Annotated in this window: 6 protein-coding genes; 5 read left to right on the top strand and 1 reads right to left on the bottom strand. The window is 56.5% G+C overall.

The window, feature by feature from the left end; translation table 11 throughout:
* Positions 1-196: 196 nt before the first annotated feature.
* Positions 197-1,312 carry an endonuclease/exonuclease/phosphatase family protein gene (locus P1X16_RS16435; protein ID WP_277231158.1) on the bottom strand — a complete coding sequence of 372 codons (1,116 nt, stop codon included), beginning with the start codon at positions 1,310-1,312 and terminating at the stop codon, positions 197-199.
* 237 nt (positions 1,313-1,549) lie between these two features.
* Between P1X16_RS16435 and P1X16_RS16430 the strand changes: the two genes are divergently transcribed.
* The 5 genes from P1X16_RS16430 to infB all read left to right on the top strand — a co-directional run bounded on the left by P1X16_RS16430 (position 1,550) and on the right by infB (position 14,600).
* Positions 1,550-5,098, top strand: coding sequence for a gliding motility-associated C-terminal domain-containing protein (locus P1X16_RS16430; protein ID WP_277231156.1), 3,549 nt, complete (start codon positions 1,550-1,552; stop codon positions 5,096-5,098).
* 327 nt (positions 5,099-5,425) lie between these two features.
* The gene (locus P1X16_RS16425) at positions 5,426-9,124 is read left to right on the top strand and encodes a gliding motility-associated C-terminal domain-containing protein (protein ID WP_277231154.1); all 3,699 of its coding nucleotides are present in this window, start codon (positions 5,426-5,428) and stop codon (positions 9,122-9,124) included.
* 241 nt (positions 9,125-9,365) lie between these two features.
* A complete protein-coding gene (locus P1X16_RS16420) occupies positions 9,366-9,836 on the top strand; it encodes a ribosome maturation factor (RefSeq protein WP_277231153.1) in 471 nt (156 codons plus the stop codon).
* A gap of 112 nt (positions 9,837-9,948) precedes the next feature.
* Positions 9,949-11,244 carry a transcription termination factor NusA gene (gene nusA, locus P1X16_RS16415; protein ID WP_277231151.1) on the top strand — a complete coding sequence of 432 codons (1,296 nt, stop codon included), beginning with the start codon at positions 9,949-9,951 and terminating at the stop codon, positions 11,242-11,244.
* 122 nt (positions 11,245-11,366) lie between these two features.
* Entirely contained in the window at positions 11,367-14,600 is a 3,234-nt protein-coding gene (infB, locus tag P1X16_RS16410) for a translation initiation factor IF-2 (RefSeq protein ID WP_277231149.1), read from the top strand.
* The last annotated feature ends 125 nt before the right edge of the window (positions 14,601-14,725 follow it).

Below are 14,725 nucleotides of genomic sequence, written 5' to 3'. Positions count from 1 at the left end.
CTTTAACAGCCCAAGCTTGAAAAGGGCTCCAACAGCCCGAATTAGAAAGGAAATACCTGTTTTCACACACAACTAAGTCTATAACCCATCCTATAAAGCACAAAACTCTTTGACGAGAGTATATAAAGTTCATTTCACAGTTTAAGAAGCGCGCATTGCAGTATAAAATGTTAGGCAGGATTGGATGGTAAATACATCACTTAGGCAGCAAGCGGTAGGTGGCCGTGGTGGGGTAATGATCGGAATACGGAATCTCGTAGTGGACCCAGAAGTCATCAACTAGCCATTCGGGGCTGGCGAATTGGTTGTCGATGCGGATGAAGGGCAGCTGGCCGTGATAAGTCGGACCGACGCCATTGCCTACGGTAGCCCAGGCATTCTGAAAATGGTCGGCTATCTGATCGTAGCTGTAGCTGTAAGGCAGGTCGTTGAGGTCAGCGCAAAGCAGCAACGGATACGGGCTACGCTCGAAGCGGCGCGTGAGCGTATCGACCTGCCAACTGCGCGACACCATGCCCCGCTTGAAGCGACGCATCAGGCCCAGGGCTTTGTTGCGGAAGCCGGCTTTGCTGGAGTAGCTGTCCACGATGTCGCGCTCATCGAGGCTCATGCTCTGCAAGTGGAAATTGAACACCCGAATGGTGTCCTTGTTTGGCAGGCGCAGGTCGGCCCACATGGCGTGGTTTTGGGTGAGCTTACCGAAGTTGACGGTTCCGCGGCGCAGGATAGGATAACGCGAAAAAATGGCCATTCCGAATTCGGCCCCTACGCGGTTGGTGAGGCTGCGAGACACGAAGCTTTGTCGTCCGCTACGCTCCCCAATCCGCTCCACGCTGTTGAAAACATCCTTCTCCTTGCTGGTAGAACTCCGTGGCTCGTTGTAGAACTCTTGCAGGCAGATGATTTCGGCCGGATTATCGGCTACCCACTGAATCAGTTTTTTCGACGATGCCAGGTCCGGGTCGCGCAGCTGCGGATACACGTTGAAGATGCGCACGTTAGCCGAAAGCACTCGTACCCGTAGCCCAGGCGCATCGGCCGCGGGGGCCACGCGCAACGGGTGCAACGCCACGCCGCGTTGAAAATGCGGCCACGTCAGCACGGCTACTAGTAGCGGCACTGCTGCCACCCGCCAGTTGCGGAGCAGCCAGTAGGGCACAGCCAGCAAGTTCAGCGTTAGCGCAACGGGCAGCGTGAGAGCCGCAAAAGCCGCGGGCCAAAACGTGTAGGCGGGCACCTGCACGCAGGCAATGGCTGCGAGTAGCCACCCAATAACGAGCAAGGTGCAGGTGAAAGCAAACGAACGACGCACAGCAGAAAAACACGGCTCCAAGCCGCAGATGACGAGCAAAGGTAAGAGGTAACCACCCAAGGCACCGGACTTGCTTAGTGCGCAAGAAGTAAGCCCGAATTTCGTTGTACTTTCAGGTCCGTTTTTTCTTTAGGTAGCAAAAAGTGAGGTTGGACTTGTATTTATATCTAATTCTCTGACCTACAGATAGTATTACCCTGCCCTTACAGCTTGCTACGTTGTCTTAGTTTACATCCTATGCCCCTTTTTACAGTACGATTTTTCTTTTCCGGCTTCCTGCTGCTCCTGGCTCCGCGCCTGATAGCGGCAGCCCTTCCTGCTCTAAACGAAGCGCCGCGCGAGGGTGCCTCGCTGGAGTTTATTGAAAACAAGGGCCAATGGGATAATCCAGTGCGCTACGCGGCGGCCTTGCCGGCCGGGCGGTTGTTTGTTGGCACAACAGGTTTCACCTACAGCTTCCTCGACCCGGTAGCGTTACGCAGCCACTCGCACCAAGGCAGCGACGATGCACCTAAAGCGCCTGCTTCCGAAGTATTGCACGGCCATTCGTATTCGGTTACGTTCGAGGGAGCCAACCGCTCCCCGGTGTTGGCTGGGGAAGAAATAACCCCCGCGCCTTACAACTACTTTCGTGGCAATAACCCTAAGCGCTGGGCGAGTAATGCGCGCAGCTTCCGGCGCTTGCGTTACACCAACCTGTACCCGGGTATCGGCGCGGTTCTTTACGAAAACGCCGGCCAGCACCTAGAATACGACTTTCAGGTGAGCCCGGGGGCCAAGCCAGCGGCTATTCAGCTTCGCTACGCCGGCCCCAACCGTCTTACCCTCACACCGGATGGCAACCTACTGATTGAAACTTCGGTGGGAAAGGTCATCGAACAAGCTCCTAAAGCCTGGCAAGACATCAGAGGCATGCGCGTAGCAGTACCCTGTGCTTTCGAACTGAAAGGCAACACGGTTGGCTTCCGGCCCGGCAAATACGACCAGCGGTACGCTCTCACTATCGACCCGACGGTTATCTTCTCGTCGTTTACGGGTTCGGTGGCCGACAACTGGGGCTTTACGGCCACCTACGATGCGCAAGGCAATATGTACTCGGGCGGCATCGTGCTCGACGTAGGCTATCCGACCAGCCCCGGCGCGTTCGATACCTCGTTCAATGGCACCACCGACGTCGGTATTATCAAGTACAATACGGCCGTAACGGGCTCAGCGGCCCGGTTGTATGCCACGTACCTAGGGGGCCGGAGCATGGAGGCACCGCACAGCATGGTCGTGAATCCGCAGGGTGAGCTGGTGATAATGGGCTCTACTGGCTCAAACAACTTTCCTACCACCAACGGAGCGTACGATACGTCGCACAACGGCGGCCCCCGTATCACGCCCGATGATGGCTTCGACCCTTTTCTCTATGATAATGGCGCCGACATATTTATTGCCAAACTCTCGGCCAACGGCAGTACGCTCACGGGTAGCACGCTCGTAGGCGGCTCCGGCACCGACGGCGTAGTGGCCCGGCTCGGCGTTGACAGCAACGGGGCTCCCACCACATTCGATGGCCTGCCCGGCTCCCCCGTTATCAATTACGGTGACCAGTTTCGCGGCGACGTGGTAACCGATGGGGACGGTAACATATACATAGCATCCGTCACCAACAGCACCAACTTCCCCACGCCCAATGGCTTCCGCACTAGGTTTCAGGGTGGCCCCTTCGATGCAGTCGTTTTAAAGTTATCCGCTGACCTGCGCACCCTGCTGTGGTCTACGTATTTGGGTGGCAGTAATGCGGAGGCTGCCTATTCTTTGCAGGTAGATGCTACGCGGGGCATCTACGTGGCGGGGGGCACGCTAAGCAACAACTTCCCTACCACTTCCGGCAGCTTGCAAGCCACCTTCCAGGGTGCTGTAGATGGTTTTATTTCCCACTTAAGCAACACGGGCAGCGCGCTTTTAGAATCATCCTTTATTGGCACTTCAGCTTACGATCAAGCTTTTTTCGTGCAGCTTGATGCGGCCAGCAACGTGTACTTGCTGGGCCAAACGCAAGGTCAAATGCCGATTAGCGCGGGGTGCTACGGCGTGGCAAATGGACGGCAATTCATTCAGAAGCTGAACCCTACGCTCAGCACTCGTTTCTACGGCACTCGCATTGGGAGTGGCAACACGCTCTTCCCCGATATTTCCCTTACGGCCTTCCTCGTCGATGATTGTGAGCGAATCTATATCAGCGGCTGGGGTGGCCAAGTGAACGACCGAGGCCTGCCTCGCAACGGCAGTAGCACCCGGGGCTTGCCTATCACGGCCAATGCCATCCAGTCGGCTACCGACGGCTCCGACTTCTATCTGGCTCAGTTTCGGCCCGGCATGCAATCCTTGGAATACGGTACCTTCTACGGTGAGCAGGGCGGGCGCAGCGGCGAACATGTAGACGGTGGCACGTCGCGCTTCGATAAGAAAGGAGTGGTGTATCAGGCGGTGTGCGGTGGCTGCGGACGCACTTCTGGCTTTCCCGTGCCACCCGGCGCTAACACGTATTCCACCACCAACCGCAGTGACAACTGCAATAATGCCGCGTTCAAGATAGACTTTGGCATCATCACCGCCGACCCAGGCCCGAGTCGTTATGTGTGTATCAACAATGGCCCTATTCAACTAGGCGGCTCTCCAGCTGGTGGTATGTGGTCTGGGCCAGGCGTGTCGGCACTGCCCGGCGGCGGCTATCAGTTCACCCCTTCGCAGGCCCGTCTCGGAGCTAATATTCTTACGTATTCGGTGAATGCCACCGGCACCTGCGTCAGTTCCAGGCCCCTACGCATGACCGTGACGCCGGAAAGGCCGATAACTTTCGCGCCTGTAGCGGCCACTTGCCTGCCGGCCGGCAACGTAACCCTGACGGCAACTCCGGCCGGGGGCACATTTAGCGGTCCTGGCGTATCGGGCAGTACTTTCAGCCCCACCACCGCTGGTCCGGGCACGCACACTATTACGTACACCCTGGCCGACAGCCTGGGCTGCGGCTCTGCTGTCCAGACGGTACGGCTCACTGTAGCACCAACGGTACGAGCCGGCCGCGATACTACTATTTGCGCCGACCAGATTCAGGCGTTTCAAATGCGGGGCATGTCACCGGCTGGGGGCACTTGGAGCGGCACGGGTGTTACGTCGAATGGTATGTTCACCCCGCCCAACACCAACAACCGGGGGGGCATTTATCAACTGAGCTACACCTATACTTTAAACGGCTGCTCTACTACGGCCACCCGCACTGTGGTCGTATCACCCGCTTCGGCGGTCAACGTTGCGCTTAATCTGCCGGAGTGCTCCGCCAATCCGCAATTCACAGGCTTGGCCCCCTTTACTTGCCAGTTCGAGCCCGTATTAGCTGGCGGCACTTACGAATGGGACTTTGGTGACGGCAGCGAGATTTCCAAAGAAGCCAGTCCAACTCACGTGTACGCCAACCCTGGCTCCTACCGGGTGAAACTAGTAGCGCGCTACGCAGGCTGCGTAGTGGAAACGGCTTTTGCGCCGGTGGAAGTTGGCGACATGAAAGTCCCTAATATCATTACCCCCAACGGCGACTCTCTCAACGACGCTTTCAAGCCCCGCTTCAGCTGCAAGCCAACGCTCTTGCAGGTATTCAACCGTTGGGGTACCCTCGTCTTCGAAACGAAAGACTACCACAACGACTGGAGCGGCAAAAGCCTACCCGACGGGGTGTATTACTATCTGCTGCGCGACACCGACGAGCGGCGAGCCAAAGGTTGGCTGGAAATAAAACGTTAGCAGGTTTCTCAGTTAGCGCCCCGCTCCAAGTATTTCAGGAGCGGGGCGCTTTTGTTTTGCCCAAGCGCCTTGTGTTTATCCTATCTTGCGTGCTTATTCCTATCAACTATCTTATTGTGTATGCGGAAAACGCTACTGTTTCTGGCGGCCTTCAGCTGCTTTTTTACTTCTTCAGTTCAAGCCCAATCCCAAAGGTCCGCTTCCTTAAGCTTAGAGTTCATAGAAAACCGAGGTCAATGGCCTGATCCGGTCCGCTACACAGCTGATGTTCCGGGCGGACGGCTGTTTTTGGAGTCCCAAGGCTTGACGTATTCGTTGCTAGCAGGTGTGCCGCACCCCCACGAGGATCTTGAGCATACCACCGCAAACGCCGACATTAAGGCGCATGCCATACGGGTAACATTTGAAGGAGGCGCACCAAATCCGGCCTTGCGAACTGAAAACCAAACCAGTGAAGTTCGCAACTACCTACGCGGCAACGACCCCAAACACTGGGCGCACAACGTACCGGGCTTTCGGGAGTTGCGCTACGCCGAAATATGGCCCGGCATTGGGAGTCACTTCTACGAGAACCACCAGCAACAGCTGGAATACGACTTCGAGCTAGCTGCCAACGCTGATCCTCACGCCATTCAATTGCGCTACGATGGCGCCGAGGCCCTCGCCCTCACTGCCGAAGGCAACCTCGAAATCCGCACGTCGGTGGGTGTGCTACGCGAGCTAGCCCCCAAAGCGTGGCAGACCGATGCCGCTGGCCAGCGCCAGCCCGTAGCCTGCGCCTATGTACTAGAAGGCCACACAGTGCGCTTCCGGCTAGGCGCCTACAACCGGCACCGGCCGCTCACCATCGACCCCACCGTGGTATTCTCCACGTATACCGGCGCCACCTCCGACAACTGGGGTTTCACGGCTACTTATGACGCACAAGGCAATATGTACTCGGGCGGCATTGTATTCGGGGCAGGCTATCCAACCACGATAGGTGCCTTCCGCACTACGTTCAGCGGCATCATCGACATTGGCATTATCAAGTACAACACCGCTACTACCGGCCCCACTGCCCGGGTGTGGGCCACGTATTTGGGTGGCGCGCAAGCCGACTTCCCACACAGCCTAGTCGTGAGTAGCCAGGGCGAAGTAGCTATACTGGGCACCACAGCCTCTGCCGACTACCCTACCTCCACCACGGCCTACGACCGGAATTTCAATGGGGGCTCACCTGTTTCTCCGTCGGGGTTCGGCACTATTTTGGGCGGCTCCGACTTGGTGGTGACGCGCCTCAGTGCCGATGGCAGCACCCTGCGAGGCTCCACCTACCTGGGCGGCGCTGGCAATGATGGGTTGCTGGATATTGCGCTTACTCCGCTGGTACGCAATTATGGCGACTCTTTTCGGGGAGACATTCTACTCGATGCCAACGACAATATGTACCTGGCTTCTAGCACCACTTCCACCAACTTCCCTGTTGCCAATGGCCTGGGCGGCGCACACAGGGGCGGTACTTACGATGCCGTAGTATGCAAACTCGACCCCACGGCTAGCACCTTGCTCTGGAGCAGCTTTGTAGGCGGCGCCGGCACCGATGCGGCTTATTCTTTGCAGCTTGATGCTGCTGGTGGCCTCTATGTAAGCGGAGGAACCACTAGCACCAACTTCCCCACTACCGTCGGCGCGCTCAATCCTACGACCCGCGGCGGCGTGGATGGGTTCGTGGCGCGAATCAGCAGCACTGGCAATTCCATACAACACGCTACGTATCTCGGCACCAGTTCCTACGACCAAAGCTATTTCCTGCAGCTCGATGGCAGTGGCGCGGTGTATGTGTTAGGCCAAACTTTAGGCAGCTACCCCGTTACGAGCGGACGGTATCAGAATGCGGGCGGCAAGCAGTTCATCCACAAGCTTACTCCCGACCTCAGCACCACGGAATTCTCGACTGTGTTTGGGAGCGGACGCCCTACTATCGACATTTCGCCCACCGCTTTTCTGGTCGATCAATGCAACCGCATCTACGTGAGTGGCTGGGGCGGCAGCAACAACCAGAGTCTGCCCTTCGGCAACGGCAACACGTTCAACATGCCCGTCAGCTCTAACGCCGTGCAAAGCGTTACTGACGGCAGCGACTTTTACTTGATGCAGTTGTCCCCCGATGCTACCCGCCTTGACTACGCCACGTATTTCGGGCAGTCGGGTGGCAGCGGCGACCATGTCGACGGCGGCACTTCGCGCTTCGATCCGCGGGGCTTTGTGTACCAAGCGGTCTGCGCCTGCGGAAGAACTGGAGGCTTTCCGGTACCACCTGGGGCAGGTACCTATTCCAGCACTTCGGGTTACTCTAACTGCAACAATGCGGCCTTTAAATTCAACTTCGAGACCGTAAATGTGGTGGCTGGTATTGACCGCGACATATGCGTGGCCTCGGCTCCGCAGCCTTTAATTGGGTCTCCGGCCGGGGGCGTCTGGACGGGGCCCGGCGTGTCGGGCTCGGTGGCGGCCGGCTTTGTGTTCACGCCGACGTCTGCGCTGCTTGGCCAGCAGACTCTCACGTACACAGTTACTGGGTTTGGTCCTTGCGGGGGTGTCTCCACGCTGCGGCTGAGGGTGGTGCCTTCGCCCGTGCCAGCCTTTGCGGCTCCCGCCCAAACCACTTTTTGCCTGGGCTCAGCGGCGCCAGCTCCTACCATAACGCTAATGGCTACCCCACTCGGCGGCACCTTCTCGGGACCGGGCGTAACGGGCAACGTGTTTAACCCCAACATAGCTGGCCCTGGCTCCCACACCCTCATTTACAACGTGAATGCTGGCGGCTGCCTCCTTCAAACCACGCAAACCATGACGGTTATCCAAGCTAGTACCGGCCCGTCCTTCACCGTGTGTTCGAACGGCGGGGCTACGCCACTCGTAGGGTCGCCGGTGGGCGGCACTTGGAGTGGGCCGGGCGTATCAGGCTCTGTAGCGGCGGGTTTTGTGTTCACGCCTACATCAGCACTGGTTGGCTCGCGCGTGCTGACGTACACGGTTACCGGAAACGGGGGCTGCACCAGCACGGCTACCCTCACGGCTACTGTCCAACCATATCCTACTTTCACGCCCCCAACTTTACCCGCTTACTGCACTGCCAGCTCCACGCCTATACCGTTACCAAACGGCGTGTTGTGGAGTGGCCGGGGAGTGCGCGGGCCATCCAGCACTGGCTTCACGTTTACGCCCTCCTTGGCTGGGCCTGGCTCTTTCACCCTAAGCTACACTACCGGCTTTGGCCTTTGCGACATATCGGGCACCGTTCCTGTCACCGTAAGCAGCCCGGTTGCCGTTAGCATGCCGCCAGATACGGTTTTGTGTCCAGGCACTACGCAGCCCTTTAAGCTCAGGGCTATTCCGACCGGCGGCACTTGGTCGGGCACTAACGTAACTAGTGCAGGCATTTTCACTCCCCCAGCGGGTTTCAGTGGCTCTACTACCCTCACCTATACAGTTGCAACGGGTGCTTGCACCAACACGGCTACTCGGCGAGTAAGTGTAGCGGAAGTGCCCACCTACGCGGCTCGTTGGGACGCCGAATTGTGCGCCGAAACGCGTCAGGCCCCGCTAAGTGTGCGTTTCTCAGATCCGGTCAACAACTCGGTTACTGTGCGCTGGGACTTCGGCGACGGTACCCAGGGCACAGGCAATACAACCACGCACGTGTATGCGCAGCCTGGCCGCTACACGCCCCGCATTACCAGGACCTACAACAACGGCCGGTGTACCGTGCAGCTTGATCTACCGGTAATCGAAGTCACGAAGCCACACGAGATTCCCAATATTATCACGCCCAACGACGACGGCAAAAACGAATACTTTGTAGCCACCAATGGCTGTCCGGCTCGCCTGCAGGTTTTCTCGCGTTGGGGCAGTAAAGTGTACGAGACACCTTATTATCGCAACGACTGGAATGGTGGCAAACTTCCCAATGGCGTGTATTACTACCTCATCCAACCAGCCAAGGGAGAATCTGTTAAAGGCTGGGTGGAAATCAGTAGATAAAGTAGATTCATTGGACTCGCAGCACCCTTTATAAATAGATACATCTACTTGTTGCAGGCTTTGCGGCCATATACTCAACCCAGGAACTTAGCCTCTCAGTAGCCGCGCTGGCCACAGCTCCACCCCTGCTAGCTAGCCAACTTGCTTTCGGCGGTTTATCGCCGTATATTTGCACAGTATTCTGATTGTGAAGAGGGGACGTAGCGTCCCCTCTTTCTTTTATCACCCGGTCCAAGCCTAAATGAATTTCGATCAAACCCGCATTGCGGAAATGCTCCAGGATAGCCTCACCGGCAACAAGCTGTTTGTGGTGAACCTAAGTGTGTCCGACGCCGTTCGTCCTAAGATCACCGTCACGCTCGACAGTGAAGAAGGCCTCGGTATCGAAGAATGCGCGCAGGTGAGCCGTCGACTGGCCCGCCGCATCGATGAGGCCTACGGGGAGGATGCTACCTACTCACTGGAAGTAACCTCACCCGGCGCCGACCAGCCTCTTATTGATCCGCGCCAGTACACGCGTCACGTGGGCCGGAGCTTAAGCTTGAAGCTAACCGACGGCACCGAGAAAACTGGCAAACTGGAAGCCACCGAAGCCGAGGGCATACAGCTGGCGGAAGTAGTCAAGGAAAAAAGCAAGCAGAAAACACTACCCGCCGTGCTGGTACCGTTCACCGATATTCAGGAAGCGCGAGTAGTTATTTCGTTTAAGTAAATAGTCGATGGTTGATTGCTGAGTGTTACTTGCTGATTACCAGACCGCTGGTTTTCAACAATTATCAGTTAACAATCAACCGTCAACAACTAACAATTCAACAAGTAATCAGATGAACAGCAACGTTCTGATTGAATCGTTCGCCGAGTTTGCCCGGAGCAAGAACATCGACCGTCCCACGATGATGAGCATCTTGGAGGACGTGTTCCGCACCATGATTCGCAAGAAATACACGGACGACGCCAACTTCGACGTCATCCTGAACGTGGATAAGGGCGACTTGGAAATCTACCGCAACCGTGAGATTGTGGACGACAACTCCGAGGATATCTGGGACAACGACAAAATTCCGCTGGCAGAGGCCCAAAAGATCGAGCCTGATTTCGAGGTTGGCGAACAAGTAACCGAAGAAATCAAGCTGGAAGATTTTGGCCGCCGCGCTGTGCTTATGGCTCGTCAAACGCTGATTCAGCGGGTGAAAGACCTAGAGCGCGACAACCTTTACCAAACCTATAAAGACCAGGTAGGTGAAGTTATTACCGGTGAAGTATACCAGGTGTGGAGCCGCGAAGCCCTGATCCTTGATAAAGAGGAAAACGAGCTGGTACTACCGAAAGCCGAGCAAATCCCAAAGGACCGTTACCGCAAAGGTGACACCGTGCGTGCCGTAGTTCACCGCGTTGAAATCATTAATGGTACGCCCAAAATCATTCTCTCGCGCGCGGCACCCGCTTTCTTGGAGCGCTTGTTTGAGCAGGAAGTGCCGGAAATTTACGATGGCTTGATTACCATCAAAAACATCGTGCGCGAACCCGGTGAGCGGGCCAAGGTAGCCGTAGAAAGCTACGATGACCGTATCGACCCGGTAGGTGCTTGCGTGGGTATGAAAGGCTCCCGCATTCACGCCGTAGTGCGCGAATTGGAAAACGAAAACATCGACGTCATCAACTACACCGACAACCTAGAGCTATACATCGCTCGGGCCTTGTCGCCAGCTAAATTGACTTCGATGAAAATAAACGAACAAACTGGCCGGGTATCGGTGTTCTTAAAACCCGACCAAGTTTCATTGGCTATCGGACGCGGTGGTGCTAACATCAAATTAGCAAGCCGGCTGGTGGGCATGGAAATCGACGTATTCCGGGATGCCGGTGATTACGACGAGGATATTGCACTTGACGAATTCTCTGACGAAATTGAATCCTGGATTATCGCCGAGCTCAAGAAAATCGGCCTGGATACTGGTCGGGCCGTATTAGCTGTAAGTAAAGAAGATATCGTGCGCCGTACCGAATTAGAAGAAGAACACGTAGATGAGCTTTTCCGCGTTATCAAACAGGAATTTAACGAGGAAGAGGAAGAAAACGACCAAGCACATACTCCCACCGCCAGCGACGACGCGCAATGAGCGCGCGGGCTTCGGCCCGGCAAAGGCATTAAATCGGGCCGGTCGGCCGGATTTAACGCCGGCTGGCACCATTTAAAGTAGTACCTTTGCAATCAGATAAGAGTATCGTTCGCGAGCATAGAATGGCGGAAGCAGCAACCAAACGGCTTAGTCAGGCAGCCAAAGACCTGAACGTTGGGATGAACACCTTGGTGGAAACCCTAGCGAAAAAAGGATTTCAAATAGAAAATAAGCCTACGACCAAGCTGAGCTCAGATCAGGTTGCGTTGCTGGACAAGGAATTCGCGTCTTCAGCCCAAGACAAAGCCGAAGCCTTCAAGCTCAGCCAGGCCAAGCGCCAGAGCGAGCTAGATGCTGCTGCTCTTGCCCGGCCTGCCGAGCCGGTAGCGCCTAAGGCACCGGTGGCTCCTGCTCCTGCTCCTGCTCCCAAGCCAGTTGAGGCTCCCAAGCCTGCTCCTGCCCCCGTAGCCGCTCCGGTAGCTACGGCTCCTGTTGTTGCGCCTGCTCCAAGCAGACCAACTCCAGTAGAGGAAGCACCTAAGGTGCCCGGCTTGAAAGTATTGGGCAAAATTGAGTTGGACTCAAAAGGTCGGCCCGTTCCACCCCGGCCCACTCCGGCTCCGGCACCAGCCCCTACTCCTTCACCCGCACCAGCACCCGTTGCGGCGCCAGTGGCAGAAGTGAAAACGCCGCCAGCACCCGTTGTAGAAAGCAAGCCAGCGCCTGCACCAACTCCTGCTCCCGCTCCCACTCCGGCCCCTGCCACACCTGTAGCTTCGGCACCAGTAGCGCCTGCTGCTCCCGCCCCTGTAGCGCCAGTGCCAGCACCAAGCCGTCCGGTTGAGCCAGCTCCGGCAGTTGCACAGGCTCCGACCCCAACTCCACCGCCTGCTCCCGCGCCTAGACCTGCTCCTGCTCCTGCTCCTGCTCCAGTAGCACCCGTAGTGGCTGCTACGCCAGCACCTGCTCCACCTGCAGCTCCCGAAACGTCCGCTACTCCAGCTCCGGCTGAGGAAGCAGGTACTATCACGGCCAGAGCTGATCAGTTGAAAGGTCTGACTGTTTTAGGTAAAATTGAGCTGCCTGTTGACTCTTCACGTCGGGGCGGTGGCAATGCTGGTCGTGGACCACGGCCTGTTGCCTCATCCGACGTGCGTAAGAGTGGGCTGAACGCCGATGCGAAGAAGCGTCAGCGCCAGCGTATTCCGGGTCAGACTGGTGCTCCGCAAACCGGTCAAGGACAGGGCCAAGGTCAGGGACAAGGCGGCCAACGTCCGGAACAAGGGCAAAATCCCGGCTACCAAGGCAACCGGCCTACGGGCACTGGTCCACGTGGCAACAACAGCAACACTTCCAATCAGCGGCCACCTAACACTGCGCCGCGGGTTACGGGTACGGGCCAAGCAGCACAGCGTCAAGCTCCAGCTGTACCACTCACTCCCGAGCAAAACGAAAAGCAGATTCAGGAGCAGATCAAGGCTACGCTGGCTAAGCTCAGCGGCGGCCGTGGTGGCAACCAGAACAATCGGGCTAAGTATCGGCGCGACAAGCGTGCTGGCGTAGCAGAAGACCGCGAAGCGCAACGCGCCCAAAACGAACTCGATGCCAAGACGCTGAAAGTAACCGAGTTCATCTCGGCCAACGACTTGGCTTCGCTGATGGACGTGTCGGTGAACGAGGTTATCAAGGTGTGCTTGAACATGGGCATGTTCGTGTCCATCAACCAGCGCCTCGATGCGGAAGCTATTACGGTCATTGCCGACGAGTTTGGATACGACGTAGAGTTCCTGAGCGCCGAGGAAGAGGACACGGCTATCGAAATCGAAGACAACGACGAAGATCTGCAGCCCCGTGCTCCTATCGTTACCATCATGGGTCACGTTGACCACGGTAAAACATCGTTGCTTGACTACATCCGCAGTGCCAGCGTGGCTAAAGGTGAAGCCGGCGGTATCACGCAGCACATCGGTGCCTACGATGTAATGACCAAATCAGGCAAGCGGGTTACCTTCCTTGATACACCAGGTCACGAAGCGTTTACCGCCATGCGCGCCCGTGGTGCCAAGATTACCGACATTGCTATCATTGTGGTAGCGGCCGACGACTCGGTTATGCCGCAGACGAAGGAAGCTATCAACCACGCGCAGGCTGCTGGTGTACCGATTGTTATTGCTCTGAACAAGATCGATAAGCCGGGCGCTAACCCCGACAAAGTCCGCGAGGAGCTGTCAGCTATCAACGTTCTTGTAGAGGAATGGGGTGGTAAGTACCAGTCGCAGGAAGTATCGGCTAAGACAGGTCTTGGCATTGATGACCTGCTGGAAAAGGTTTTGCTGGAAGCTGAATTACTGGAGCTGAAGGCTAACCCGGATCGTAGCGCAGTGGGTGCCGTCATTGAAGCCTCGCTGGACAAAGGCCGTGGCTACGTAACTACCATTCTGGTGCAGACTGGTACCATGAAAGTGGGTGACGTGGTACTGGCAGGTCCGCACTACGGCCGCGTAAAGGCCATGACTGACCACCGCGGTAAGAAAATGAAGCAGGCCGGTCCGGCTACCCCGGTACAGGTGCTTGGTTTGACGGGCGCTCCTCAGGCAGGTGACAAGATTCAGGTGATGGAAACCGAGCGTGAAGCGCGGGAACTAGCCACCCAGCGTCAGCAACTGTCGCGTGAGCAAACGATGCGCACCAAGAAGCACATCACGCTCGATGAGATTGGTCGTCGTTTGGCACTGGCTTCGTTCAAAGAGCTTAACATCATTGTGAAAGGTGACGTGGACGGTTCGGTGGAAGCACTGGCCGACTCGCTGCTCAAACTGAGCACACCGGAAGTTTCGGTGAACATCCTCAGCAAAGGTGTGGGTGCCATTTCCGAATCCGATGTACTGCTGGCTTCGGCTTCCGACGCCATCATCATTGGTTTCCAGGTTCGTCCTTCACAAAGCGCCCGGAAGCTGGCCGAGCAAGAGCAGATTGACATCCGCCTCTACTCTATCATTTACAACGCTATCAATGAGGTGAAGGATGCTATGGAAGGCATGCTTGCCCCAACGGTGCAGGAAGTGGTAGTGGCCAACGCCGAAGTTCGTCAAGTGTTCAACATCACCAAAGTAGGCTCTATCGGTGGCTGCATGGTGACGGAGGGTACCTTTACTCGCAAAACCAAAGTGCGGCTCGTACGCGACGGTATTGTGGTGTACTCAGGCGAAATTCAAGACCTCAAGCGCTACAAAGACGATGTGTCGGAAGTACGCCAAGGCTACGAGTGCGGTATCTCTTTGAAAGGCTTCAACGACCTGCAAGAGGGAGACAACATCGAAGGCTTCGAAGAAAAAGAAGTGAAGCGTACTCTATAACGCAGACTTCAAGTATAGATAACTTTGTCAAACGCCTCAACTGTCAGCAGTTGAGGCGTTTTTCGTTTGTAAATGATTCTTAAGGTGCATAGTTAAGCTGACTGCTTATCATACCTAGTCATTAC

This window comes from Hymenobacter sp. YC55 (genome assembly GCF_029433095.1).
GTDB lineage: Bacteria > Bacteroidota > Bacteroidia > Cytophagales > Hymenobacteraceae > Hymenobacter.
The sequence above is the reverse complement of the archived record's forward strand: the minus strand, read 5'-3'. Positions and strand labels throughout refer to the sequence as shown.

Excerpts from the sequence above, each read along its gene's own strand:
- nusA (WP_277231151.1), top strand. The coding sequence starts at position 9,949 with ATGAACAGCAACGTTCTGATTGAATCGTTCGCCGAGTTTGCCCGGAGC.
- infB (WP_277231149.1), top strand. The coding sequence starts at position 11,367 with ATGGCGGAAGCAGCAACCAAACGGCTTAGTCAGGCAGCCAAAGACCTG.
- P1X16_RS16430 (WP_277231156.1), top strand. The coding sequence starts at position 1,550 with ATGCCCCTTTTTACAGTACGATTTTTCTTTTCCGGCTTCCTGCTGCTC.
- P1X16_RS16420 (WP_277231153.1), top strand. The coding sequence starts at position 9,366 with ATGAATTTCGATCAAACCCGCATTGCGGAAATGCTCCAGGATAGCCTC.